General features: G+C 61.6%; 19 protein-coding genes, 1 tRNA gene and 1 pseudogene. 16 read left to right on the forward strand and 5 right to left on the reverse strand.

All coding sequences use genetic code 11. The features are described from left to right. The first annotated feature begins 32 nt into the window (after window positions 1-32). The 5 genes from rbfA (at window position 33) to ACKLNA_RS17665 (ending at window position 4,242) form a co-directional block, all read left to right on the forward strand. Window positions 33-431, forward strand: coding sequence for a 30S ribosome-binding factor RbfA (rbfA, locus tag ACKLNA_RS17645; protein ID WP_119426654.1), 399 nt, complete (start codon window positions 33-35; stop codon window positions 429-431). A gap of 4 nt (window positions 432-435) precedes the next feature. Continuing rightward, complete coding sequence (gene truB, locus ACKLNA_RS17650) at window positions 436-1,353, forward strand: tRNA pseudouridine(55) synthase TruB (protein WP_007953739.1); 918 nt, start codon at window positions 436-438, stop codon at window positions 1,351-1,353. A 115-nt stretch (window positions 1,354-1,468) separates the two neighbouring features. After that, the gene (gene rpsO, locus ACKLNA_RS17655; protein WP_085698397.1) at window positions 1,469-1,738 is read left to right on the forward strand and encodes a 30S ribosomal protein S15; all 270 of its coding nucleotides are present in this window, start codon (window positions 1,469-1,471) and stop codon (window positions 1,736-1,738) included. Between the two features lie 193 nt (window positions 1,739-1,931). Further along, window positions 1,932-4,037, forward strand: a complete 2,106-nt coding sequence (gene pnp, locus ACKLNA_RS17660) for a polyribonucleotide nucleotidyltransferase (protein ID WP_007953735.1) — start codon at window positions 1,932-1,934, stop codon at window positions 4,035-4,037. A gap of 129 nt (window positions 4,038-4,166) precedes the next feature. Then, window positions 4,167-4,242: transfer RNA gene (locus ACKLNA_RS17665), tRNA-Thr, on the forward strand. A 7-nt stretch (window positions 4,243-4,249) separates the two neighbouring features. Here ACKLNA_RS17665 and ACKLNA_RS17670 read toward each other — a convergent pair. Further along, window positions 4,250-4,753 carry a hypothetical protein gene (locus tag ACKLNA_RS17670; protein ID WP_408986605.1) on the reverse strand — a complete coding sequence of 168 codons (504 nt, stop codon included), beginning with the start codon at window positions 4,751-4,753 and terminating at the stop codon, window positions 4,250-4,252. Between the two features lie 276 nt (window positions 4,754-5,029). On the opposite strand from ACKLNA_RS17670, the gene ACKLNA_RS17675 reads away from it, so the two are divergent. Beyond that, window positions 5,030-5,329, forward strand: coding sequence for a DUF6388 family protein (locus ACKLNA_RS17675; RefSeq protein WP_085729552.1), 300 nt, complete (start codon window positions 5,030-5,032; stop codon window positions 5,327-5,329). 51 nt (window positions 5,330-5,380) lie between these two features. Here ACKLNA_RS17675 and nadC read toward each other — a convergent pair whose 3' ends face one another. After that, entirely contained in the window at window positions 5,381-6,229 is an 849-nt protein-coding gene (nadC, locus tag ACKLNA_RS17680; RefSeq protein ID WP_085711842.1) for a carboxylating nicotinate-nucleotide diphosphorylase, read from the reverse strand. Between the two features lie 255 nt (window positions 6,230-6,484). On the opposite strand from nadC, the gene ACKLNA_RS17685 reads away from it, so the two are divergent. From ACKLNA_RS17685 to ACKLNA_RS17710, 6 genes and pseudogenes are all read left to right on the forward strand, one after another. Then, on the forward strand, window positions 6,485-8,674 hold the full coding sequence (locus ACKLNA_RS17685) for a DUF1631 domain-containing protein (RefSeq protein WP_408986606.1): 2,190 nt from the start codon (window positions 6,485-6,487) through the stop codon (window positions 8,672-8,674). A 63-nt stretch (window positions 8,675-8,737) separates the two neighbouring features. Continuing rightward, window positions 8,738-9,298 (forward strand): 1,6-anhydro-N-acetylmuramyl-L-alanine amidase AmpD, encoded by a 561-nt coding sequence (gene ampD, locus ACKLNA_RS17690; protein ID WP_085711840.1) that lies wholly within the window; start codon window positions 8,738-8,740, stop codon window positions 9,296-9,298. Beyond that, the gene (gene ampE / locus ACKLNA_RS17695; RefSeq protein WP_085711839.1) at window positions 9,295-10,131 is read left to right on the forward strand and encodes a regulatory signaling modulator protein AmpE; all 837 of its coding nucleotides are present in this window, start codon (window positions 9,295-9,297) and stop codon (window positions 10,129-10,131) included. Before ampD ends, ampE begins: the two co-directional genes overlap by 4 nt. Window positions 10,132-11,284: 1,153 nt before the next feature. Beyond that, window positions 11,285-11,488 (forward strand): annotated as a pseudogene (locus ACKLNA_RS17700) (HAMP domain-containing protein); the annotation flags it as partial. Window positions 11,489-11,641: 153 nt separating this feature from the next. Beyond that, window positions 11,642-12,346 (forward strand): methyl-accepting chemotaxis protein, encoded by a 705-nt coding sequence (locus ACKLNA_RS17705; RefSeq protein ID WP_408986728.1) that lies wholly within the window; start codon window positions 11,642-11,644, stop codon window positions 12,344-12,346. A gap of 153 nt (window positions 12,347-12,499) precedes the next feature. Beyond that, entirely contained in the window at window positions 12,500-12,889 is a 390-nt protein-coding gene (locus tag ACKLNA_RS17710; RefSeq protein WP_134825462.1) for a hypothetical protein, read from the forward strand. Here the strand turns inward: ACKLNA_RS17710 and ACKLNA_RS17715 are convergent, their stop codons facing one another. Next, the gene (locus tag ACKLNA_RS17715; RefSeq protein ID WP_408986607.1) at window positions 12,890-13,666 is read right to left on the reverse strand and encodes a TatD family hydrolase; all 777 of its coding nucleotides are present in this window, start codon (window positions 13,664-13,666) and stop codon (window positions 12,890-12,892) included. It abuts the gene before it with no gap. Between the two features lie 3 nt (window positions 13,667-13,669). After that, the gene (gene cra, locus ACKLNA_RS17720) at window positions 13,670-14,665 is read right to left on the reverse strand and encodes a catabolite repressor/activator (RefSeq protein WP_085711835.1); all 996 of its coding nucleotides are present in this window, start codon (window positions 14,663-14,665) and stop codon (window positions 13,670-13,672) included. 306 nt (window positions 14,666-14,971) lie between these two features. Between cra and ptsP the strand changes: the two genes are divergently transcribed. Genes ptsP through ACKLNA_RS17740 form a run of 4 tightly spaced genes read left to right on the forward strand, consistent with a single transcriptional unit; the run spans window position 14,972 to window position 22,120 of the window. Next, window positions 14,972-17,833, forward strand: coding sequence for a phosphoenolpyruvate--protein phosphotransferase (gene ptsP / locus ACKLNA_RS17725; RefSeq protein ID WP_408986608.1), 2,862 nt, complete (start codon window positions 14,972-14,974; stop codon window positions 17,831-17,833). After that, on the forward strand, window positions 17,833-18,774 hold the full coding sequence (pfkB, locus tag ACKLNA_RS17730) for a 1-phosphofructokinase (RefSeq protein ID WP_408986609.1): 942 nt from the start codon (window positions 17,833-17,835) through the stop codon (window positions 18,772-18,774). Before ptsP ends, pfkB begins: the two co-directional genes overlap by 1 nt. An 11-nt stretch (window positions 18,775-18,785) precedes the next feature. Then, window positions 18,786-20,519 (forward strand): PTS fructose-like transporter subunit IIB, encoded by a 1,734-nt coding sequence (locus tag ACKLNA_RS17735; RefSeq protein ID WP_408986610.1) that lies wholly within the window; start codon window positions 18,786-18,788, stop codon window positions 20,517-20,519. A gap of 59 nt (window positions 20,520-20,578) precedes the next feature. Further along, entirely contained in the window at window positions 20,579-22,120 is a 1,542-nt protein-coding gene (locus ACKLNA_RS17740; RefSeq protein ID WP_408986611.1) for an alkaline phosphatase D family protein, read from the forward strand. 55 nt (window positions 22,121-22,175) lie between these two features. Here ACKLNA_RS17740 and ACKLNA_RS17745 read toward each other — a convergent pair whose 3' ends face one another. After that, window positions 22,176-24,704, reverse strand: a complete 2,529-nt coding sequence (locus ACKLNA_RS17745) for a PepSY domain-containing protein (protein ID WP_408986612.1) — start codon at window positions 24,702-24,704, stop codon at window positions 22,176-22,178. Between the last annotated feature and the right edge of the window lie 19 nt (window positions 24,705-24,723).

The raw sequence follows: 24,723 nt of genomic DNA on the forward strand, positions 1-24,723 counted from the left end.
TTTCACCGCAGGGCAGTAACAGGTAACAAATCATGGCAAAAGAATACAGCCGTACCCAACGTATCGGCGATCAGATGCAGCGCGAGCTGGCCCAGCTGATCCGTCGTGAAGTCAAAGATCCGCGTGTCGGCCTGGTCACCATTACCGCTGTTGATGTCAGCCGTGACGTGGGTCATGCGAAGATCTTCATCACCGTGATGGGGCAGGAAGGCGCTGCCGATATCGCACAGACCATCAAGGTGCTCAACGCCGCCGCCGGCTTCCTGCGCATGCAGCTGGGGCGCGAGATGAAGCTGCGCAGCGTGCCTCAATTGCACTTCCACTACGACGAAAGTGTCGCCCGTGGCGCGCACCTCTCGGCTCTGATCGAGCGCGCGGTGGCCGAAGACAGTCAGCACGAAACTGCTGCACCCGAAGACACCAAGGAGTAACTCGGTGGCTCAGGTCAAACGTATCCGTCGTAACGTCAGCGGCATCATCCTGCTCGACAAGCCGCTGGGGTTCACTTCCAACGCCGCGTTGCAGAAGGTTCGCTGGCTGCTCAACGCCGAGAAGGCCGGCCACACTGGCAGTCTCGACCCACTGGCCACCGGCGTGCTGCCGTTGTGCTTTGGCGAGGCGACCAAGTTCTCGCAGTACCTGCTCGATTCCGACAAGGGTTACGAAACCCTTGCGCAACTGGGCAAGACCACCACCACGGCAGACGCCGAAGGCGAGGTTTTGCAGGAGCGTCCGGTGACCGTTGGTCAGGCCGACATTGAAGCGGTCCTGCCGAAATTTCGCGGTCAAATCAGTCAGATACCGCCGATGTACTCGGCTCTCAAGCGTGATGGCCAGCCGCTGTACAAGCTGGCCCGTGCAGGCGAAGTAGTGGAGCGCGAACCGCGTTCTGTTACTATTGCGCGCTTGGAATTGCTGGCCTTCGAAGGCGATACTGCGCGTCTTGCGGTGGATTGCAGCAAGGGCACCTATATTCGTACCCTAGTGGAGGATATCGGTGAGCAGCTCGGTTGTGGTGCGTACGTCGCTGAATTGCGCCGTACCCAGGCCGGGCCTTTCACCCTGGCGCAGACCGTGACCCTCGAAGAGCTCGAAGCGGTACATGCCGAAGGCGGCAACGAAGCGGTCGACCGCTTCCTGATGCCATCGGACAGCGGCCTGCAGGATTGGCCACTGCTGCAGTTCTCGGAAGCGAGCGCGTTCTACTGGCTCAACGGCCAGCCGGTACGTGCCCCGGATGCTCCGAAGTTCGGCATGGTGCGGGTACAGGATCATAACGGTCGCTTCATCGGTATCGGTGAAGTGAGCGAAGACGGGCGCATCGCGCCGCGTCGACTGATTCGGTCAGAATGACCGAACGAGTGTGGCTGTTAACAGGCACGGTCACTACTCATTTATAGATACAGGGATTTGTCCCTGGCCTGTTGAAACCGTTTTTGTAACGGTTTCCTGATAAAAGGATTGCCTCATGGCTCTCGACGTTCAAGAAAAAGCCCAAATCGTAGCTGACTACCAGCAAGCTGTTGGTGACACTGGTTCGCCAGAAGTGCAAGTTGCACTGCTGACCGCCAACATCAACAAACTGCAAGGTCACTTCAAGGCCAACGGTAAAGACCACCACTCCCGTCGTGGTCTGATCCGCATGGTAAACCAGCGTCGCAAGCTGCTGGACTACCTGAAAGGCAAGGACCTGAGCCGTTACAGCGCTCTGATCGCTCGCCTGGGTCTGCGTCGCTAATCAGCGATTGCGCTAGAGGTTGGTTGTCTGTCGTGCGTCAACGGGTTTCCCGCTGGCGCATGGCAGGCTCCCAGCCTCAAGTTTTATCTGAACTACCGTTTTACCCGGACAATCAGCGGGCCGATTCCCGACGTTGCCCAAGAATTTCGCAAGAAACCAGTTCCCCCAAGAGCCACAAAGAAGGTAGGACACCGTGAACCCGGTAATCAAAAAATTCCAGTTCGGTCAGTCGACCGTTACCCTCGAGACTGGCCGTATCGCCCGTCAGGCCTCCGGCGCAGTATTGGTCACCGTTGACGACGACGTCAGCGTATTGGTGACCGTAGTCGGTGCCAAGCAAGCCGATCCGGGCAAGGGCTTCTTCCCTCTGTCCGTTCACTACCAGGAAAAGACTTACGCTGCCGGCAAGATCCCTGGCGGTTTCTTCAAGCGCGAAGGCCGTCCTTCCGAGAAAGAAACCCTGACTTCCCGACTGATCGACCGTCCGATCCGTCCGCTGTTCCCTGAAGGCTTCATGAACGAAGTGCAGGTTGTCTGCACCGTCGTTTCCACCAGCAAGAAGACCGATCCGGACATCGCTGCGATGATCGGTACCTCGGCTGCCCTGGCTATCTCGGGCATTCCGTTCGACGGCCCGATCGGCGCCGCCCGCGTTGCTTTCCACGAAAGCACCGGCTACCTGCTGAACCCGACCTACGAGCAGCAAGCTGCCTCGAGCCTGGACATGGTCGTTGCCGGTACTTCGGACGCCGTACTGATGGTTGAATCGGAAGCCAAAGAGCTGACCGAAGACCAGATGCTGGGCGCGGTACTGTTTGCTCACGACGAATTCCAGGTCGTGATCAACGCCGTTAAAGAACTGGCTGCCGAAGCAGCCAAGCCAACCTGGACCTGGGCGCCTGCTCCGGAAGCTACCGAGCTGCTGGCCGCCATCCGTTCCGAGTTCGGCGAAGCGATCTCCCAGGCTTACACCATCACCATCAAGGCCGACCGTTATGCGCGTCTTGGCGAGCTGCGTGACCAGGTGGTTGCCAAGCTGTCCGGCGAAGAAGGCCAGCCTTCGGCTTCCGACGTCAAAGCTGCATTCGGCGAAATCGAATACCGCACCGTTCGCGAAAACATCGTTAACGGCAAGCCACGTATCGACGGTCGCGACACCCGCACCGTACGTCCGCTGAACATCGAAGTCGGCGTTCTGCCGAAGACCCACGGTTCGGCACTGTTCACCCGTGGCGAAACCCAGGCTCTGGTAGTCGCGACTCTGGGCACCGCCCGTGACGCACAGCTGCTGGACACCCTGGAAGGCGAGAAAAAAGACCCGTTCATGCTGCACTACAACTTCCCTCCGTTCTCGGTGGGCGAGTGTGGTCGCATGGGTGGCGCCGGTCGTCGCGAAATCGGTCACGGCCGTCTGGCCCGTCGTTCGGTTTCGGCCATGCTGCCTGCTGCTGACGTGTTCCCGTACACCATCCGTGTGGTTTCGGAAATCACCGAATCCAACGGTTCGAGCTCGATGGCTTCCGTTTGCGGCGCTTCCCTGGCCCTGATGGACGCTGGTGTTCCGATGAAGGCACCGGTTGCCGGTATCGCCATGGGTCTGGTTAAAGAAGGCGAGAAATTCGCTGTTCTGACCGACATCCTGGGTGACGAAGACCACCTGGGCGACATGGACTTCAAAGTAGCCGGTACCGCCAAAGGTGTTACCGCGCTGCAGATGGACATCAAGATCAAGGGCATCACCGAAGAGATCATGGAAATCGCTCTGGGCCAGGCCCTGGAAGCGCGCCTGAACATCCTCGGCCAGATGAACCAGATCATCGGTCAGTCGCGTACCGAGCTGTCGGCCAACGCTCCGACCATGATCGCGATGAAGATCGACACCGACAAGATCCGTGACGTTATCGGTAAAGGCGGCGCGACCATCCGTGCGATCTGCGAAGAAACCAAGGCCTCGATCGACATCGAAGACGACGGTTCGATCAAGATCTTCGGCGAAACCAAGGAAGCGGCTGAAGCGGCACGCCAGCGCGTTCTGGGTATCACCGCAGAAGCCGAGATCGGCAAGATCTACGTCGGCAAGGTTGAGCGCATCGTCGACTTCGGCGCATTCGTCAACATCCTGCCAGGCAAGGATGGTCTGGTGCACATCTCGATGCTGAGCGACGCTCGTGTTGAGAAAGTGACCGACATCCTGAAAGAAGGCCAGGAAGTGGAAGTGCTGGTACTGGACGTGGACAACCGCGGCCGTATCAAGCTGTCCATCAAAGACGTGGCAGCAGCCAAGGCTTCGGGCGTTTAATCACCCCGTCGCTTTAGCGCAATGAAAATGCCCCGCCGTGAAAACGGCGGGGTATTTTTTTGTCTGCGAAATATCGAGTCATTCTACGAAGTTGCCGACCTTCAATACCGGTGCTAGGTTTAGCCCACCGCCCGTGTAGCTCAGCCGGTAGAGCAGCGCACTCGTAACGCGAAGGTCGCAGGTTCGATTCCTGTCTCGGGCACCACTTCCCCTTATTTCACCTTGCGGCTCAACTCCTCGACGGTACGTTTGAGCTGATCCATCGCACGATCCTGATCGTTGAGCTTCTGCTTCAGGCTGGAGATTTCGCTGTTGTTCGAACTGGAACTTGAGCCGCTGTTGCGCTTGAGGTCGTCGACCTGACGGCTCAGCGTATCGATCTGACGGTCCTGTTCCTTGACCTTGCTCTTCAGATCATCAATCTCTCTGCCGCTGGAGCTTGAGCTCGAACCGCTGTTGCGCTTGAGTTCTTCGATCTGACGCGACTGGTCGTTGACGGTGTCGCGCATCTTTTTCAGGTCTTCGACACCGATGCCGCTTTTGATCACCACGTCTTTGCCGAAATCGTTGTGAATGGCGGAGATCTGGTCTCCATAGGAAGGGCTGCTGCTACTCAGTTCAACGGCCATTGCGCTGGCCGGCAGGGCCAGTGTGCCCAGCAGGGCGCTCAGAGCGGTGGCGGACACAACAGAAGAAATCTTCGAAAAGCTGCGCATCACTGGGTTTCCTTGTGAACAGCGAAGGTGAGTGCCGATATGGCACATCGCTATGACTTGGAAATCCGGTTTATGTTCCGCAGGTCAACTTTTTGTGGGAGAGATGTAAAGACCCGTGTAATTCGCTCGCCAAACGTCCTATATTCGCTGTCTGCATGAGCATCGCCCAGCAGTTTTCAGATGATCCCGAATGGTTCCGAAGGCCGGACAATCCGCGTCAGAGAGATCCTTGATGATCCAGATCCATCTTCCATTCTTACGATCAGCGAGAACGCCATGACTGAATTGACCCAAGAGCAACGCCACGAACAAGCGCTGGAGAAGTACAAACTTGATGCGCCGGAGTTGATGGACGAGATCAAGGACCTGAGTCCCGATGAGCAGAAGGACCAGATCCAGTGGGCGTTCGAAGACGAAGCCGAAGCCCAGGGTTTGCAACCGTGGGAATTGACGCTCAAGTACACCAGCAGCCCTGAAGAGTTCGAGGCCAAGCGCCTGGAGCTGCACAAGGAGGCGGCCGAAGTGCTGGGTGTCGATTGGGAAGAGTACTGCGAGATGAACAATCTGGTGGTCTGAAACAAAAACGCCAGCCTCGAAAGGGCTGGCGTTTTTTATTGCGCGCTCGATTCAGAGGCTCAGGCGCATCGACAGGTCCACGGCCTTCACATCCTTGGTCATCGCACCGATCGAGATGTAATCCACCCCAGTCTGTGCAATCGGCAACAGCGTGCTTTCGTTGATGCCGCCGCTGGCTTCCAGCTTCGCCTTGCCGCCGTTCAGGCGCACGGCTTCGCGCATGTCGTCGAGGCTCAGTTCGTCGAGCATGATGATGTCGGCGCCGGCCGCCAGCGCTTCCTTCAGTTCATCCAGGCTTTCCACTTCGATTTCCACCGGTTTGCCCGGCGCGATCTTGTGCGCGGCGGCAATGGCCTGCGGGATTCCGCCGCTGGCGGCAATATGGTTTTCCTTGATCAGGAACGCGTCGTACAGACCGATTCGGTGGTTATGGCAGCCACCGCAGGTGACCGCGTATTTCTGCGCCAGTCGCAGGCCCGGCAGTGTCTTGCGGGTGTCGAGCAGTTTCACGTCGGTTTCGGCGACGAAGTCCGCGAGGTATTGCGCACGGGTGGCTACGCCGGACAACAACTGCAGGAAGTTCAGGGCACTGCGTTCACCGGTCAGCAGCGAACGGGCCGGGCCTTCCAAATGAAACAAAGGCTGGTTCGGCGAAACCCGTTCGCCATCGCGCACTTGCCAGTGCACCGCCACCCGAGGGTCGAGCTGACGGAACACCGTATCGACCCAGGCTGTGCCGCAGATGACAGCCGCGTCGCGGGTAATGATGGTGGCTTTGGCCAGGCGTTCGGCCGGGATCAGTTGCGCGGTGATGTCGCCGCTGCCGATGTCTTCGAGCAACGCACGGCGCACGTTGGCTTCGATTTCGGCGGTCAAATCGGCGAGACGTAGATTCGGCATAACGGGCTCCACAAACTAAGTGGCCCGATTATAGGGGCATGGCGCCGGCCAACCCAAGGCGAGAACTCCCCCGTAGAGCTGCATCCGGTCGATTTTCTTTGAGCAAACCCGATTCCGTCGTGGTCATTGGAAGGTGACGGCGTATAGGGGAAACCCTGACGGCTCTGGCGCCGGAGACAGCTTTTGCAAGATAATCCGCCTTGCATTTGACGCCATGACTTTGACGTCGGCAAATCACCGTTCCAGGAGGCTTGGATGCACAACGACGGGAATGTAGTGCCTTTGCACAAGGCTGCTACCGATCAGGCGACTCACTCGCCGCTCGCCCGCCTGCCTGTGATTCTGCTTCAGGTTCGCGACAAGGCTGCACAGCGCCTGCGCAACGGCCTGCAGGAACTGTTCGATAACGCCGACGATACCCTGTTCGAAATGGCCGACCGGGCCCGCAACGACGTCGAACAGAACATCTTTTTCGAAGCCATGCGCGACCTGCGCCTCAAGCGCAAGAACATCGAGCGCGGCTTTCTCGAACAATTCTTCGAGGCCTTTGTCGGCCTCACTCAATATGATCCCGTACCAAACGTCGTGCCTCATGCGTTGCAGTACGAGGACACCACGGCGCGCACCGACGATATGGAGCGCAGCGTCGCGATCGAAACGATGGTCGGTCGTGTGCTGAATCGCGACGGATTCGCCCTTGATCAATTGACCGCGCGCTTCAATGCGCTGCTCGGCAAATCCCTGGACGATCAACACAACCCGCTGGGCCCGGCGATGCTGTGTGAGTTTTTTCTCCAGGCAGGGCGCAATCTGGGCGTGGAGATCAAGGTCAAGCTGATCCTGCTCAAACTGTTCGAGCGCTATGTGCTGGCCGACACCGACCAACTCTTCGCGGAGGCCAACCAACTGTTGGTCGCCACCGGGGTGTTGCCCGAGCTCAAGCCTGCACCGGCCCGCCGGGCCAGGGATCACGCCTCGGCCAGCGCGCACAGCGAGTTCGACGAACGCGATCAATCGCCGGCGGACGCGGGCGTGCAGGAAGTTTTCGCCGCACTCCAGGAGTTGCTGTTGCACGTGCGTGGCAGTGTCGCGCCGACCCTTGAACCGAGTGCGGCTCCCCAGCCGATTTCCACCCGTGACCTGCTGCGTCTGCTTTCGCACTTGCAGCAATACGTGCCGGCGCTGGCGGGGCAGGAAGACTTCGATCTGCGCAATCAGCTTGAGCAATTGCTGACCCGGGTCAGCGTAAAAAGCGGCAAGTCGCGGATCGTCGGCGGTGCGGACGAGGATGTGATCAACCTGGTCGCCATGGTGTTCGACTGCATTCTCGACGACCGCAACCTGCCGGATTCGCTCAAGGCGCTGATCGCCCGGTTGCAGATCCCGATGTTGAAAGTCGCGGTGATCGACAAGAGTTTTTTCAGTCGCAGCAGCCATCCGGCACGACGCCTGCTCAATGAAATCGCTGAAGCGGCCATGGGCTGGGGTGAATGCGACGGCGACGCGCGCGACAGCCTCTATCTGCGCATCGAGCAAGTAGTGCAGCGTTTGCTGACGGATTTCGTCGATGACCCGGCGATTTTCTCCGAGCTGCTGGCGGACTTCCTCACCTTCACCAGCGACGAGCGCCGCCGCAGCGAACTGCTAGAGCAGCGCCTGCGCGATGCCGAAGAGGGCCGGGCGAAAACCGAACTGGCCCGCCTGCGTGTCGAGCAGGCGTTGAACCAGGCAATGCTCGGCAAAGTCCTGCCGCCGACGGTGGTGACTTTCGTCCAGGCGGCCTGGAGCAAAGTCTTGCTGCTGACGTGCCTCAAGCACGGCGATCAGTCCGCCGAATGGCAGGCCGACGTGCAGACCATGGAGCAGTTGATCTGGAGCGTGCAGCGTCACGAGGATGCCGAGTCGGGCCTGCGTTTGCTGTCGCTGGTGCCGGGACTGCTCAAGTCGCTGCGTGACGGGCTGAGCAGTTCGGCGTTCGACCCGTTTGCCACCAGCGAGTTTTTCAGCGCGCTGGAAGCATTGCACGTCCGTTTGCTCCAGCCTTCCGCGGAGCCGGATCAGGCCGAGTCGCCGCCGATGATCCAGGTGTCTCAGGCCATCGTTTTACAGTCCGCCGACGAAGGTCATCCGATGTTGGGTCCGGAGCGTTTGCCGGCCGATGACGCCAGTTTGCGTCAGGTCGACCAGTTGCGCCTGGGTAGCTGGGTGGCGTTCCAAGAGGATGAGGAACACACCTTGCGCTGCAAACTGGCGGCGATTATCGAGGCCACCGGCAAATATGTGTTTGTCGACCGCACCGGAACGAAAGTGCAGGAGCGTAACCGCATCGCCCTGGCCATGGAGTTCCGCCGCGGGACGGTGCGGGCGCTGGATGACACCTTGCTCTTTGACCGCGCGCTGGAGTCGGTGCTCGGCAATCTGCGACGGCTCAATCGCGGCAAGTGATCGCGCGCCGGGGGCCGATCACGGCATACTGGGCGCAACACAGTCGGCGTTGAAGGAATCGGTATGCAGTTGGATCCCGCAAGCGGGTGGTGTCACGGGGTGCAGGTCTGCCCCTCGCCCAACTTCAATGAACGCCCGGCGGGCGAAGTCTCCCTGTTGGTCATCCACAACATCAGCCTGCCGCCGGCGCAGTTCGCCACCGGCAAGGTGCAGGAATTTTTCCAGAATCGTCTGGATGTCACGGAGCATCCCTATTTTGCAGGGATCGCCGACCTGCGCGTCTCTGCGCATTTCCTGATCGAACGTGACGGCAAGGTCACCCAGTTTGTCTCCTGCCTTGAGCGTGCCTGGCATGCCGGCGTGTCGGTGTTCGAAGGACGGGAAACCTGTAACGATTTTTCCGTGGGCATCGAACTCGAAGGCACCGATGATCTGCCATTTACCGAGGCGCAGTATCAGGCGTTGATCGTGCTGACCCGGCATTTGCAAAAAGCGTTTCCAGCGATCACTGTCGAACGTATCTGCGGGCACAGCGACATCGCACCCGGACGCAAGACCGACCCTGGACCCGCATTCGACTGGGCACGCTACCGCGCCGCCCTGGCACAAGAGGAAGGACAATGAGTTTTCTGGTGTTACTGCTGGCGGTATGGATCGAGAAGTTCTCGGCCCTGCGCCATCGGGTTCAACGCGATGGCGGATGGATCCGCGAACTGCACAAGCTTGAAAGCGGCAACCTGGCAAAACGGCCGTGGCTGGTGCTGGTCATTCTGGTGCTGCTGCCGGTGGCATTGCTGGGGTTGTTGCTGCTGGTGCTGGAGCCGGTTGCCTATGGCCTGCTGGCCCTGCCGGTGCATTTGCTGGTGGTGATTTACAGCCTGGGGCGCGGCGATCTGCTCGGCGGTCTCGGCCCGTTCCGTGATGCCTGGCGCCGGGAAGACTTGCAAGCCGCCGCTCACGTGGCCAAGCGCGATCTGGATATCTGTGCCGAGAGTGGCGAGCAATTGCTGGAACAAGTGCAGCGCCATCTGCTGTGGCAGGCCTACCAGAGCTTTTTTGCGGTGATTTTCTGGTACTTCCTGCTTGGCCCGGTCGCAGCGCTGAGCTATCGCCTGCTGGCGCTGGCGGAAGAAAACGCACAAAACCCGGCACTGGCCGAGCGGGCAGGGCAGCTGCGGCACGCGTTCGACTGGGTGCCGGTGCGCCTGCTGGCGGCGAGTCTGGCTCTGGTTGGCAACTTCGTCGCGGTCAGCCGGATCATGCTGCATGAGCTGTTGAACTGGAACATCAGCGCCGCGCAATTGATCAACAGGGTCGGCCTGGCCGCCGGAGAAATTCCGCCCGCCGTCGTCGGCCCGGAAGGGATCAACACCCTCGATTGCCTGTGGGAGCTGCTGTTGCGTGCAGCGGTGTTGTGGTACGCCGGGTTTGCCCTTTGGACCGTCCTGATCCACTGATGCCTGCCTGAAGATCAAAATGTCGCCCGAACGCAGCCCGCGTTCGGGCGATTCTCTGCCGTTAACCTTAAGTTACAAAACCTCCCTTCGATTTGAGCTATACAGAGATAGCGCCCGATAGTGGCTATCTGCTGTCGCCCCGCGCCTGCCAATAAAAACAAGAAAAAACCAAGGGAGACTTCCAGTGAAGAGCTTGCTCTATCCCGCCGTCTCGCTGATGAACCGCCTGAGCTTCGGCATGAAGTTCAGCCTGATCAGCGTGCTGTTCCTGGTACCGATGCTGGTGACCAACTTCTATCTGGTGCGCGATTCCTATCGCGAATTCCAGGGCACCCGGGTGGAGTTGCAAAGCCTCGACCTGCTGGGCAGCAGCCTGACCCTGCGTCGGGATCTGGAAACCCTGAATAACCTGGTGCAGATCAACGTCACCCTCGGCCAGTCGGGCAAGGCCGGCAATGTCGAGTCGCAAATCACCAGCCTCGAGCAAAACGTTCTGGCGCGCCTGCAAGGACTGACGGCCATGACCGAGGACCCGGAACAGATCAAGGTCTTCGATGCCAAGCGCGATGAGATGATCGCCGCGTTCAAGGCCCAGCAAGCGGAGAACTCCCTGCAAAGCAAAAGTGCGCTGATCGGCAAGCTGCTGGGCAGTGCGCAGATTTTCAGCCAGATCGTCGCCAGCCAGGCCGGCCTGAGCCGAGACAACCAGAGCGACATCCGCCAACTCAGTGAACTGGTCACCGCGATCACGCCAGCCATCACCCAGACTCTTGGCGAAGGCCGGGCCATGGGATCTTTCTCGTTGGGGCAGGGGTTTCTCAACAGCTCCTCCAGCACCCGCTTCGATGAACTGCTGGCGCAGATCGAAAAGCTTCAGGGCGAGTACGGGCTGAAACTGCAGGACGCGCTGGGCTCGAGCAAGGCTGCGCGGGATTCGTTGAGTGCGGCGGCCGACGCCAGCAAGGCCACGCTGAAGCAGGCCAGCGAAATATTCGAAGAGCAAGTGGTGGTCGCCGAGACCCTCGATGCGCCGTGGCAGGCTTTTTACGATCAGGTCACCGGGTTGATGGATCGCACGTATCAGCTCAACGAAGCCACTCTGAAATTCCTCGACACCCAATTACAACAACGTCTGACGCAGAACCGCACGCACATGGTGTTGCAGGCTGTGGCGCTGTCGGTGGTGTTCGTACTGATTTTCTACCTTTATGGCGGCTTCTACGCCTCGACCCGCAATACGCTAAAACGCCTTGGCGCGATGATGGACAAAGTCGCGGCCGGGGACATGACGGTCAACTTCGTTGCCCATAGCCGCGATGAACTGGGCGAGCTGGGCGAGGTGTTCAATGGCACGGTGCGCAAGATCCACGACCTGATCGAGCGGGTCGGCCATACGGTCGGCGAGGTCGAGCGTCAGGCCGGGCAAGTGGAAGACGTCTCGGCGCAGAGCAACCAGGCCGTGGCCGGTCAGCGCAGCCAGATCGAGCAGGTGGCCACGGCCATGAACCAGATGTCGGCGACCTCGCAGGAAGTTGCGCGCAGTGCGGCGGCTGCGGTGAGCAGCGCCCACAGCGTCAACGACGAAACCATCAGCGGACGTGGCCTGGTGGAGTCGCAGCAGGGCAGCATCGCGGCACTGGCCAGCGAGATCGATCAGTCGGTGCGGGTAATCAATCAGTTGGCCAGCGACAGTCAGTCGATCAGCAGCGTGCTGGAGGTGATCAAGAGCATCGCCGAGCAGACCAATCTGCTGGCGCTTAACGCGGCGATCGAGGCGGCGCGGGCCGGTGAGCAGGGCCGGGGCTTTGCGGTGGTGGCGGACGAAGTGCGGACGCTGGCCAAACGTACCCAGCAATCGACCGAAGAAATCGAGCAGATGATCGCCAAGCTGCACGGCGGGGTCGGTGCAGCGGTGAAAGCCATGGGTGTGAGTCATTCGATGGCCAGCGGCACGGTCGGACAATCGGAAAAGGTCCAGCAGGCGCTGGAAAACATCCTCGGTGCGGTAGGCATGATCGTCGATCAGAACCAGCAGATCGCCGCTGCCGTGGAGCAGCAGACCGCCGTGGCTCATGACATCGACCAGAACATCGTCGAGATCAACCGCGCCGGCGAGCGCACGGCCGAAGGTGCCTGTCAGACCGAAAATGCCAGTCGGGCCCTGTCGGCGCAGGTGGTTGAGTTGAAGCAGTTGATCAGCGCCTTCCGGGTTTAAGCAGCCTGCCTTTCCGGAGGCAGGTATGTCGGAATAATTTGTAGTACTTCTTTGCTTACGTTTGTAAGCAATTTCCTGATTTCCTCCGGGCTCTGATTTTTCGTCTTCAATGGATCAAGATCACATCAACTGACCGTTTGGAGGAGGCCACACATGTCTGTTGCAACCCTGGGAGTCCAGGGCCGCTGTGCCCATTGCCAGACCACGCTGCTGCTCAAACCCTGGCAACTGAATGCCATCGCGATCAATGAACCGTTCACCTGCGCTCACTGCCAGAAAACCCTGGAGCTGCGCTGCCCGAAACAGATCAGACGCTTCAAGTCCCTGGATTCACTGGGCCTGTTGCGCTTCAGTGCATCGGTGACGGTGTGTACCGCGCTGCTGGTGGCGCTGGTGATGGAATGGGTGGGACTGCTCAGCGTGACTGAACAGTTGAATGCTTCACTGATCGTGATTTTCGTGTACTTCGCGCTGGCACGTTTTGTTCGCCACCGTCAGCACATGACCTTGATTCTCGATGCGGCCAAAGCCCACGGCGACTGACTACCAGCCAAACACTTCACAGCAGTTGGCGGTGCTGGCCTCGGCAAGTTGTTCTGCACTGATACTCATCAACCCCGCCAGCGCGTTGCAGATCTCCCGCAGATGCGCCGGAGTATTGCGCACGCCGGGGTACATGGCGGGCGCCATGTCCGGTGAGTCGGTTTCCAGCACCACCGAGTCCAGAGGCAAGTCGGCCAGCACTCGATGCATGCGCAAGGCCTGAGGCCAGGTCGGCGCGCCGCCGAGACCCAGTTTGAAACCGAGTTTGATGTATTCCCGCGCTTCTTCACGGCTGCCGGCAAAGGCATGGATGATGCCCCCGCGCTTGAGCCTGAAACGCTTGAGCGTGGCAATCACCGCTGCGTGGCTGCGCCGCACATGGATCAGCGCCGGTAACCCGAAATCCGCCGCCAGTTGCAGTTGCGCATCGAACAGCGCCTGCTGGCGTTCGCGGTCGAGGGTTTCGATGAAGTAATCCAGTCCGATTTCGCCGACAGCGCACAGTTGTCGATGACCGCGCAGCCGTGTCAGCCAGTCGCCCAACGCAAGCAAGTCTTCCGGCCGATGCTGATCCAGATACACCGGGTGCAAGCCGAAAGCCGCGTACAGCTCGGGATCGCTTTGCACCAGATCCCACACCCGCTGCCAGTTGCCTTCATACACCCCCAGCACCACCATCCGTCGTACCCCGAGAGCACGGCTTTCGGCCATCAGCGCCGCACGGTCGGCGTCGAAGTCGGGAAAGTCCAGATGGGTGTGGCTGTCGATCAGCTCCACGGCTCAGTCCCGGTGAATACGCTGCTTGAAGGTACGGGCGATGGCCTGCACGCCAGGCTGGTAGTCCGATTGCTCGACCGCCGCCAGCGCCAGTGCCAGCGCCTTGTCGGCAATCAACTGGTGCTGCTGGGCCATGGCGTTGACCGGCAGCGGCAGGAAGTCCAGCAACTGGGTGTCGCCAAACGTGCCGAGGCGCAGCGGGCGGTTTTTCAGCGGGAAGTCATGCAGCGCATCGAACACGCCCTGCAGCAGTACGTAGGACGTGGTCACCAGCGCATCCGGCAAATGCCCGAGGCGTTGCAGGAGTTCTTCCATCAATTGCTTGCCGCACTCGCGGCTGAAGGACTCGGCGTGCTCGACCAGCACTTCGCCCTTGAACCCGGCGAGGGCCTGTTTGAAGCCGGCGGCACGTTCCTGGCTGATGCTCAGTTCCGGCCGGGCGCCCAGCAGCACGATCTGTTTCGGCTGCGGGTCGAGCAGGCTTTCGGTCAGGTGCAGGCTGGCCTCGCGGTCGTCGCTGACCACCGAGCAGAAATGCTCGGGGTCCATCACCCGGTCGATGGCGATGACCGGCAAGCCCTTGGCCTGCAACTGACGGTAGCTGTCGTCACCGGCCGGCAGGCAACTGGCGACGATCAACGCATCGCAGCGTCGGGCGCGGAACAGTTGCAGCAGTTGCCGTTCGCTGTCCGGCGCATCGTCGGAGCTGGCGATCAGCAACTGATAGCCGCGCGCCCGGGCGCCTTGTTCCAGCAGCTTGGCGATCCGTGCGTAGCTGGGGTTTTCCAGATCCGGCAGGATAAAACCCAAAGTCCGGGTGTGCCGACTGCGCAGCCCGGCCGCCTGTGGATTGGGAGTAAAGCCGTGCTGATCGACCACCGCCCGTACCCGCTCGACGGTCGCGGTGCTGATGCGTTGCTGTTCGGCCTTGCCGTTGATGACGTAGCTGGCGGTGGTCACGGACACTCCGGCCAACCGCGCGATATCACTGAGTTTCAACCCGGGATTTCCTTGTTTTTTCGAGCTTGCCGCCACATTTTCGCCAATCCTACCCGATTCAGGCAGGCGACCATTGTCGCAGCGCATCCGACAAGTTGGACTTCAAGGATGAGACATTATCGAGTAACGTGCCGATCAATCTAGATTAAACGTTTCAGCAAGCGTATTTTCTACGTTTTAGACGCCTTTGGCCGGTTCTGCCGTGAAACCGCCAAAACTGCCTCCTGAAAGGGAAGCCTACAAGCGCCTAAGCTGCAACCATTCAAAACAATACCTGGCGCACCAACGCGTCAAAAAGGAGATCGCATGCTCGAGCTCACTGTAGAGCAGATATCCATGGGCCAATCGGCTGTGGATAAACCCGCCGCCCTGCAATTGCTGGCCAATCATCTGGTCGCTGACGGTCTGGTCGCCGACGGTTACCTGGCCGGCTTGCAGGCGCGGGAAGCCCAGGGCTCGACCTTTCTCGGTCAGGGGATTGCGATCCCCCATGGCACGCCCGAAACCCGCGATCAGGTGTTTGCCACCGGCGTGCGCCTGATGCAGTTTCCCGACGGCGTGGACTGGGGCGACGGCCAGATCGTCTATCTGGCCATTGGCATCGCGGCCAAATCCGATGAACACCTGCGTCTGCTGCAATTGCTGACCCGTGCCCTCGGCGAGACCGATCTGGGCCAGGCCCTCCGCCGCGCCAGTTCGCCCGAAGCGCTGCTGAAACTGCTGCAGGGCGCGCCACAGGAACTGGCACTGGATGCGCAGATGATCGGCCTCGGGGTGTCCGCCGACGATTTCGAAGAGCTGGTCTGGCGCGGGGCGCGGCTGCTGCGCCAAGCCGATTGCGTGAGCAACGGTTTTGCCGGGGTGTTGCAGCAGGTCGAAGCGCTGCCACTGGGCGATGGCCTGTGGTGGCTGCACAGCGAGCAGACCGTGAAGCGTCCGGGTCTTGCCTTCGTCACGCCGGACAAACCGATGCGTTACCTCGGCCAGCCCCTCAGCGGTCTGTTTTGCCTGGCCAGCCTCGGTGAAGCGCATCAAGCGTTGCTCGAGCGTTTGTGCGCGCTGCTGATCGAAGGTCGCGGCCATGAACTGGGCCGCGCCACCAGCAGCCGTAAAGTCCTCGAAGTGCTCGGCGGCGAGTTGCCGGCCGACTGGCCGAGTGCGCGGATTGCCCTGGCCAACGCCCATGGCTTGCATGCGCGGCCGGCGAAGATCCTCGCGCAACTGGCGAAAAGTTTTGATGGTGAAATCCGTGTCCGCATCGTTGATGGTCAGGACAGCGCCGTATCGGTGAAGAGCCTCAGCAAACTGCTGAGCCTCGGCGCCCGTCGCGGCCAGGTGCTGGAAATTATCGCCGAGCCAAGCATCGCCGCCGATGCCTTGCCGGCCTTGCTGGCGGCCATCGAAGAAGGCCTCGGCGAAGAAGTCGAACCGTTGCCGGCCGTGAGCCAGCAGCGCGAAGTCATCGCCGACATCGCCGAAGTCGTGAGCGCCCCGGCCTCCGGTAGCCTGCTGCAAGCGATTCCTGCTGCCCCCGGCATCGCCATCGGCCCGGCGCATATTCAGGTCCAGCAAACCATCGATTATCCGTTGCGTGGCGAGTCCGCCGCCATCGAGCGCGAGCGTCTCAAGCAAGCGCTGGCCGACGTGCGTCAGGACATTCAGGGCCTGATCGAACGCAGCAAGGCCAAGGCGATCCGCGAGATTTTCATCACCCATCAGGAAATGCTCGACGACCCGGAACTCACCGATGAAGTCGACACCCGCCTCAAGCAAGGCGAGAGCGCCGAAGCGGCATGGATGGCGGTGATCGAGGCCGCCGCGAAACAACAGGAATCCTTGCAGGATGCCTTGCTCGCGGAACGCGCCGCCGATCTGCGCGACATCGGGCGTCGGGTGCTGGCGCAGCTGTGCGGCGTGCAGACGCCTGCCGAGCCAGAGCAACCGTACATTCTGGTGATGGATGAAGTCGGTCCGTCCGACGTGGCGCGGCTGGATCCTGCGCGGGTGGCGGGGATTCTAACCGCCCGTGGTGGCGCCACCGCTCACAGCGCCATCGTGGCTCGCGCGCTGGGCATTCCGGCATTGGTCGGTGCGGGCGCAGCGGTGTTGCTGCTGAAACCGGGCACGCCGTTGTTGCTCGACGGCCAGCGCGGTCGTCTGCATGTCGATGCCGATGCCGCGACCTTGCAACGCGCCGCCGAAGAACGCGACACCCGCGAACAACGTCTGAAAGCCGCCGCGGAACAACGTCATCAACCGGCGCACACCACCGACGGCCACGCCGTGGAAGTGTTCGCCAACATCGGCGAGAGCGCCGGCGTCGCCAGTGCAGTCGAGCAGGGCGCCGAAGGCATCGGTCTGCTGCGCACCGAGCTGATTTTCATGGCTCACCCGCAGGCGCCGGACGAGGCGACTCAGGAGGCTGAATACCGCCGCGTCCTCGACGGCCTCACCGGTCGGCCGCTGGTGGTGCGCACCCTCGACGTCGGCGGTGACAAACCGCTGCCGTATTGGCCGATTGCCAAGGAAGAAAATCCATTCCTTGGTGTGCGCGGGATTCGCCTGACCTTGCAGCGTCCGCAGGTCATGGAAGCGCAGTTGCGCGCCTTGCTGCGCTCGGCGGACAACCGTCCGCTGCGGATCATGTTCCCAATGGTCGGCAGCGTCGAAGAGTGGCGTCAGGCGCGGGACATGACCGAACGCTTGCGCCTGGAAATCCCGGTCGCCGACCTGCAACTGGGGATCATGATCGAAGTGCCATCCGCCGCGTTGCTGGCGCCGGTGCTGGCCAAAGAGGTGGACTTCTTCAGTGTCGGCACCAACGACCTGACCCAATACACCCTGGCCATCGACCGTGGTCATCCGACCCTGTCCGCCCAGGCGGACGGCCTGCACCCGGCGGTGCTGCAACTGATCGACATCACCGTGCGCGCGGCCCATGCCCACGGCAAATGGGTCGGCGTCTGCGGCGAGCTGGCGGCGGATCCGCTGGCGGTGCCGGTGTTGGTCGGCCTCGGTGTGGATGAATTGAGCGTCTCCGGACGCAGCGTCGCCGAGGTCAAGGCGCGCATCCGCGAACTCAGCCTGACGCAAACGCAAAACCTTGCTCAACAAGCCCTGGCCGTGGGCAGCGCCAACGAAGTGCGCGCATTAGTGGAGGCCCTGTAATGGCCAAGATTCTTACCCTGACCCTCAACCCGGCGCTGGACCTTACGGTGCAGTTGCCGCGTCTGGAAGCCGGTCAGGTCAATCGCAGCGACGAGATGCACACCCATGCCGCCGGTAAAGGCGTGAACGTTGCTCAGGTGCTCGCCGATCTCGGTCATCAACTGACCGTCAGCGGATTTCTCGGCGAAGACAATCTGCAGGCGTTCGAAAACCTGTTCGCCAAACGCGGCTTCGTCGACGCTTTCATCCGCGTTCCGGGCGAGACCCGCAGCAATATCAAAGTGGCGGAACAGGACGGACGAATCACCGACATCAACGGCCCGGGCCCGGTGGTCGGCGTGGTGGCGCAACAGGCGTTGCTGGATCGACTGGTGCAGATTGCGCCGGGGCATGACGCGGTGGTGGTGGCCGGCAGTCTGCCGCGCGGGGTCAGTGCGAAGTGGTTGCGCGAGTTGATCGAACGCCTTAAGGGGCTGGGTCTGAAAGTGGCGCTGGACACCAGCGGCGAAGCGCTGCGCACGGCACTCAAGGCCGGCCCGTGGCTGATCAAACCGAACACCGAAGAACTGGCCGACGCGCTGGGGTGTGAAGTGCTGTCCCACGTCGCAGAGGCAGAAGCGGCCAGTCGTTTGCACGCTCAAGGCATCGAGCATGTGGTGATTTCCCACGGTGCAGGAGGTGTGAACTGGTTCAGCGTCGGCTCGGCGTTGCATGCCACGCCGCCGAGGGTCAGCGTCGCCAGCACGGTCGGCGCTGGCGACTCGTTGCTGGCCGGCATGCTCCACGGTCTGCTCAGCGCCGATACGCCGGAGCAAACCCTGCGCACGGCCACGGCGATTGCGGCGCAGGCGGTGACCCAGATCGGTTTCGGTATTCACGATGCTGCTCAACTGACGCAGCTCGAACAGGGCGTGCGCGTGCGTCCCCTGACAGAACAATAAGAGGGTTTGTCATGAAGTTAGCCATTGTCACGGCCTGCCCGAACGGCATGGTCACCAGTGTGCTCTGCGCCCGGCTGCTGGATGCCGCGGCCCAGCGTCAGGGCTGGAGCACCAGCGTCGAAGTGGTGGATGCGGCGCATCCGGAACGCGCGTTGTCGAAGGCCACCATCGAGGCGGCTGAATGGGTGTTGCTGGTGGCCACCGGCGATATCGACATGACGCGTTTCATCGGCAAGCGCGTATTCCGCATCGCGCCGGCGCAAGCGCTGCAGGATGTCGACGCGGTGCTGCGACGCGGTGCCGAAGAAGCCGAAATCCATGTCGCCAGCGAAGTTGCCCCGGCTGCCGTCGAGCAACGCGTGCCGCGCATCGTCGCCGTCACTGCATGCCCGACCGGCGTCGCCCACACCTTCATGGCCGCCGAAGCCTTGCAGCAGACCGCCAAGCGTTTGGGCTATGAGTTTCAGGTGGAAACCCAGGGCTCGGTGGGAGCGAAAAATCCCCTGAGCGCAACGGCGATTGCCGAGGCCGACGTGGTGCTGCTGGCAGCCGATATCGAAGTCGCCACCGAGCGTTTCGCCGGCAAGAAAATCTACCGCTGCGGCACCGGGATCGCCTTGAAGCAATCCGAAGCCACGCTGAAAAAAGCCCTTGCCGAAGGCAAGCAGGAAAGCGCTGCGAGCGACGGCAAGGCCCCGGCCAAACAAGAGAAAACCGGCGTCTACAAACACCTGCTGACCGGTGTGTCGTTCATGCTGCCGATGGTGGTGGCGGGCGGTTTGATGATTGCGTTGTCGTTCGTGTTCGGCATCACCGCGTTCAAGGAAGAGGGCACGCTGGCGGCGGCGCTGATGCAGATCGGTGGCGAGACCGCGTTCAAATTGATGGTGCCGTTGCTGGCCGGTTACATCGCCTATTCGATTGCCGACCGTCCAGGCCTGGCGCCGGGAATGATCGGCGGTTTGCTGGCGAGTACGTTGGGCGCCGGGTTCATCGGCGGGATCGTCGCCGGTTTCATCGCCGGTTATGCGGCGAAGCTGATCAGTCGTTATGTGGCGTTGCCGCAAAGCCTGGAAGCGCTGAAACCGATTCTGATCATCCCGCTGTTCGCCAGCCTGATCACCGGGCTGGTGATGATTTACGTGGTCGGCAAACCGGTGGCCGGGATGCTCGCGGCGCTCACGCACTTCCTCGACAGCATGGGCACCACCAACGCAATCCTGCTCGGTGTGTTGCTGGGCGGCATGATGTGCGTCGACCTCGGCGGGCCGATCAACAAGGCTGCATATGCGTTCTCGGTGGGGCTGCTGGCCTCGCAGAGTTACGCACCGATGGCCGCGACCATGGCCGCCGGGATGGTGCCGCCGATCGGTCTCGGCATCGCCACTTTCATCGCCCGGCGCAAGTTTGCCCAGACCGAACGCGAGGCGGGTAAAGCGGCGCTGGTGCTGGGCTTGTGCTTCATCTCCGAAGGGGCGATTCCGTTTGCCGCGAAAGACCCGTTGCGGGTGATCCCGGCGAGCATTGCCGGCGGTGCGCTGACCGGTGCGCTGTCGATGTACTTCGGCTGCAAGCTGATGGCGCCGCATGGTGGTCTGTTTGTGCTGGCGATTCCGAACGCGATCAACCATGCGCTGCTGTACCTGCTGGCCATCGTTGCGGGCAGCCTGCTGACGGCGGTGGTGTATGCGCTGGTCAAGCGTCCGGAAGCGGTCGAGCTGGCGCTGGAGCCGGCCAACGCCTGAGGTGTCACACCCGCTTCATCTGGTGATGGTTAAGTTTTCCTTTTTTCAGGGAGAACAGCATGAGCGATTTCAACCTCGGTCGCCGGCGCGTGATGCAAGTGGTCGGCGCCGGTTTGCTGATGCCGGGGCTGGCCCCGGCAGTGATTGCTTCGGTCAAGGATCGACCGCAACTCACCGACGGCGTGCAGTCCGGCGACCTGCAGGGCGACCGGGCGATGATCTGGAGCCGCAGCGACCGCCCGGCGCGGATGGTGGTGGAGTGGGACACCCGCAGTCAGTTCCGCCATCCGCGCCGCGTCATCTCCGCGCTGGCCGATGCCCGCAGCGATTTCACCGCCCGCGTCGAACTCACCGGATTGCCCGCCGATCAGGCGATTTTCTATCGCGTGTATTTCAAGGACGCCCAGACCGGCGTCGCCAGCGAACCGTGGCTCGGCCACCTGCGCAGTGCACCGACGGCGCGACGCAATATCCGATTCGTCTGGAGCGGCGACACGGTCGGCCAGGGCTTCGGCATCAATCCGGATATCGGCGGCATGCGCATCTACGAATCCATGCGTTTGCGCCTGCCGGACTTCTTTATCCACAGCGGCGACACCATCTACGCCGACGGCCCGGTGCCGGCGCAACTGACCACCGAAGGTGGCCGCGTGTGGCGCAACCTCACCACGGAAGCCAAGAGCAAAGTCGCCCAGACCCTCGACGATTATCGCGGCAATTACCGCTACAACCTGATGGATGAAAACATCCGCCGCTTCAACGCCGAAGTGCCGCAGATCTGGCAGTGGGACGACCATGAAGTGGTCAACAACTGGTCGCCGGGCAAGCAGCTCGACGAGCGCTATCAGGAAAAAGATATCCACACCCTGGTCGGGCGCGCGCGTCAGGCCTGGCTTGAATATTCGCCGATGCGCCGTCAGGCAGCAGACGGTGGCGGGCGGATCTATCGCAAGTTGAGCTACGGGCCGATGCTCGATGTGTTCGTGCTCGACATGCGCAGCTATCGCGGCGCCAACGACGACAATCTCGGGGCGGAAAAGCCGTTCCTCGGGCGCGAGCAATTGAACTGGCTCAAGCGTGGACTGAAGTCGTCGAAAGCCCAGTGGAAAGTCATCGCGGCCGACATGCCGATCGGTCTGGGCGTGCCGGACGGTGAAGTCAGCCCCGGCGTGCCGCGTTGGGAAGCGGTGGCCAACGGCGACCCCGGCCCGGCTCAGGGCCGTGAGCTGGAAGTCGCGGAATTGCTCGGGTTCCTGCGTAAACATCAGGTGCGCAATTTCGTGTTCCTGACAGCGGATGTGCATTACTGCGCGGCGCATCACTATCACCCGGATCGCGCGGCGTTCCAGGATTTCGAACCGTTCTGGGAGTTTGTTACAGGCCCGTTGAACGCCGGGAGCTTCGGACCCAATCCGCTGGACAAGACCTTTGGCCCGGAAGTGGTGTTCCAGAAAGCACCGCCGACGCAAAACGCCTCGCCGTTTGCCGGATTCCAGTTTTTTGGCGAGGTGAATATCGAGGGGCAGAGCGGGGAGATGAGCGTGGTGTTGCGGGATCTGAACGGGGTGGCGGTGTTTGAGCAGAAGCTGCAGCCGGTCTGAGTTCAGCGCTAACAAACTGTGGGAGCGAACTTGCTCCCACAGTTGTTATTTATGGTCAGTAAACGTCGCGGCGGTAGCGACCCTGTTCGATCAGGCGTTCGACTTCTTCGGCGCCGAGGATGTCATGCAGCGCCAGGTCGACGCCTGACGCCATCCCTTGCAGGCTGCCGCAGATGTAGATCACGGCACCGTCCGCCAGCCACTTCTTCAGTTCACCAGCCGATTCGCGCAAGCGGTCCTGCACGTAAATCTTCTCGGCCTGATCCCGGGAGAACGCCAGGTCAAGTCGCGCCAGATCACCGTTGATCAACCACTCTTCCAGCTCCGCGCGACAGAGGAAATCGTGTTCCCGATTGCGCTCGCCGAACAACAGCCATTGGCGCTGCTGCCCGTCGGCAATCCGCGCCTTGAGCAGGCTGCGCAAACCGGCAAGGCCGGTGCCGTTGCCCAGCAGGATCATCGGCACAGGCTGGTTCGGCAGATGGAAACCGCTGTTGCGCCGCACCCGCAGGCTGATGCTGCCACCCACCGGCGCGTGCTCGGTCAGCCAGCCGGAGCCGATGCCGAGGGTTCCGTCGCTGTGTTGTTCCTGACGCACGATCAGTTCCAGAACGCCGTCGGCGGCAATCGAAGCGATCGAGTATTCGCGCATGGCCAACGGCACCATCGCATCCACCAGCGCCTGAGCGTGCAGGCCCACCAGATGGGCGCGGTGCTCGGGCAACTGGCGGGTGGCGAGGGCCACTTCCAGCGATTCTTCCAGGCCGTTGACCTTCACGCTGGTCTCGCCACGAATGCCGAGGCCGTCGAGGAAATGTTCGATGGCCCACGGGCAGTTGCGCGGCAACACTTCCACCAGATCGCCGGCCAGCCAGCTGCTGGTATCCGGTGCGGAGAGTCCCAGCAGAAACACTGGCGAGCCACTGCTGTCAGGGTTCATCAACTCGCGACGGACCAGCGTCCAGTTGCCGTAGCTCGGTGCCTGCCAGGTGTCGACCGGCACCTGGCCAGTGATCAGGCCGAGCTGGGTCTGCCAGTGCCGCAACGCGTAAGGGTCGCCGCTATCGACTTCCACCGGGGCGAACAGGGTCTTGCCGCCATGCTCGCCCAGCCATTGATGCAGGCGCCGGGCGAAACCGCAGAAGTGCTGGTACTGACGATCGCCGAGACCGAGCACCGAGTAGTTGAGGTTGTCGAGAGCCGAGGCACGGTTCAGCACTTTGCGCTCGAAACCGCGAGCGCTGTCCGGCGCCTCGCCGTCACCGAAGGTGCTGACCACGAACAGCGCGTTGTTTGATTCCTGCAGATCCTGTTCGCTGACATTCGCCAGCGGCTGCACCTTCACCGGCAAACCGGCGGCCTGCAACTGGCCGGCGGTCTGCCACGCCAGTTGTTCGGCAAAACCGCTCTGGCTGGCGAAACCGATCAGCCACGCCGGGCCATCGCCGGCCGGTTGTTCGAGACCCTGACGGGCATCCTTGATCTGCTTTTTCTTGCGTCGGCGATCCAGGTACAACAGCCAGCCTGTGATGAAGAACAGCGGCATCAACACCGCCGCGACGGTCACGATGATTCGACCGACCAGACCGAAATAGCTGCCGACATGCAGCGCATAAATGCTGGTCAGCAATTGCGCCTTGAAGCTCTTGTCGGCGTAGCGGTCGACCCGTTTGACGACGCCGGTGGCCGGGTCGAGGGTGATCTGGTTCAGCGCGCGCTCGTGGGGCGAGTTGTCGAGCAGGTAGAACACGGTCGCCGGTTGACCGGCCACGGGTGGCATGCGGATGTTGTAGGAGGCGAGGCCCGGGCCGGCGGCGCTGTAGATGCTGATCCACATGGCCGCGTAATCGGCAGTCGGCGCCGGACCTTCGGGAGCCGGGCCACGGCCGCCGCGCACGCGCTCGTTCTGCGGCGCATCCGACAGCAGTTTCGTCAGGCCTTTGTTGTACCACTCGTAGGACCAGGACAGTCCGGTCAGCGCCAGCAACAGGTAAACCAGCATGCACCAGGTACCGAACACCGAGTGCAGGTCCCAGTTGAAGCTGCGGCCCTTTTTCTTCCAGTCCAGGGTCAGCCAGACGCGCCAGCTGTTCCACTGGCGTGGCCAGCGCAGATAGAGGCCTGAAAGGCAGAAGAACAGCAGCATCAGGGTGCAGGCACCGGTGATGTTGCGGCCGGTATCGCCCATGGCGAGGAACCGGTGCAACTGCAGCATCAGGCCGAAGAAATCCTGGCCGGTGGCCTCGCCCTTGAACTCGGCGGTGTAGGGATCGAAGTAACGCATCTCGCCACGTCGCTCACCTTTCGGCGGGGTGAACCAGACGCGCCCGGCGGTGCCGCTCTCGGTCTCGACCGAGAGCATCGAGACTTTCTTGCCCGAGGCGGCTTCGATCTGCGCCACCAGATCGGCGGGCGGCAGGACGCCGGCGACCTGTTTCTCCACCTGCAACACGGAGGGGTTGAGGGCTTTCAGGATCTCGTCCTGAAACGAATAGGCAGCGCCGGTGATGCCCATCAGGGCCAGCACCAGCCCGGCAGTGATGCCAAAAAACCAGTGCAACTGGAACAGGGTTTTCTTCAACACGTCGCTAGCCTTGTCCGTT

The sequence above is a fragment of the Pseudomonas sp. UV AK001 genome (genome assembly GCF_046097675.1).
Classification (GTDB): Bacteria; Pseudomonadota; Gammaproteobacteria; order Pseudomonadales; family Pseudomonadaceae; genus Aquipseudomonas; species Aquipseudomonas kribbensis.

Bases quoted from the DNA above. Each gene is read 5' to 3' on its own strand.
- rbfA (WP_119426654.1), top strand. From the start codon at position 33: ATGGCAAAAGAATACAGCCGTACCCAACGTATCGGCGATCAGATGCAG.
- rpsO (WP_085698397.1), top strand. From the start codon at position 1,469: ATGGCTCTCGACGTTCAAGAAAAAGCCCAAATCGTAGCTGACTACCAG.
- ACKLNA_RS17670 (WP_408986605.1), bottom strand. From the start codon at position 4,753: ATGCGCAGCTTTTCGAAGATTTCTTCTGTTGTGTCCGCCACCGCTCTG.
- ACKLNA_RS17675 (WP_085729552.1), top strand. From the start codon at position 5,030: ATGACTGAATTGACCCAAGAGCAACGCCACGAACAAGCGCTGGAGAAG.
- nadC (WP_085711842.1), bottom strand. From the start codon at position 6,229: ATGCCGAATCTACGTCTCGCCGATTTGACCGCCGAAATCGAAGCCAAC.
- ACKLNA_RS17685 (WP_408986606.1), top strand. From the start codon at position 6,485: ATGCACAACGACGGGAATGTAGTGCCTTTGCACAAGGCTGCTACCGAT.
- ampD (WP_085711840.1), top strand. From the start codon at position 8,738: ATGCAGTTGGATCCCGCAAGCGGGTGGTGTCACGGGGTGCAGGTCTGC.
- ampE (WP_085711839.1), top strand. From the start codon at position 9,295: ATGAGTTTTCTGGTGTTACTGCTGGCGGTATGGATCGAGAAGTTCTCG.
- ACKLNA_RS17705 (WP_408986728.1), top strand. From the start codon at position 11,642: ATGTCGGCGACCTCGCAGGAAGTTGCGCGCAGTGCGGCGGCTGCGGTG.
- ACKLNA_RS17710 (WP_134825462.1), top strand. From the start codon at position 12,500: ATGTCTGTTGCAACCCTGGGAGTCCAGGGCCGCTGTGCCCATTGCCAG.
- ptsP (WP_408986608.1), top strand. From the start codon at position 14,972: ATGCTCGAGCTCACTGTAGAGCAGATATCCATGGGCCAATCGGCTGTG.
- pfkB (WP_408986609.1), top strand. From the start codon at position 17,833: ATGGCCAAGATTCTTACCCTGACCCTCAACCCGGCGCTGGACCTTACG.
- ACKLNA_RS17735 (WP_408986610.1), top strand. From the start codon at position 18,786: ATGAAGTTAGCCATTGTCACGGCCTGCCCGAACGGCATGGTCACCAGT.
- ACKLNA_RS17740 (WP_408986611.1), top strand. From the start codon at position 20,579: ATGAGCGATTTCAACCTCGGTCGCCGGCGCGTGATGCAAGTGGTCGGC.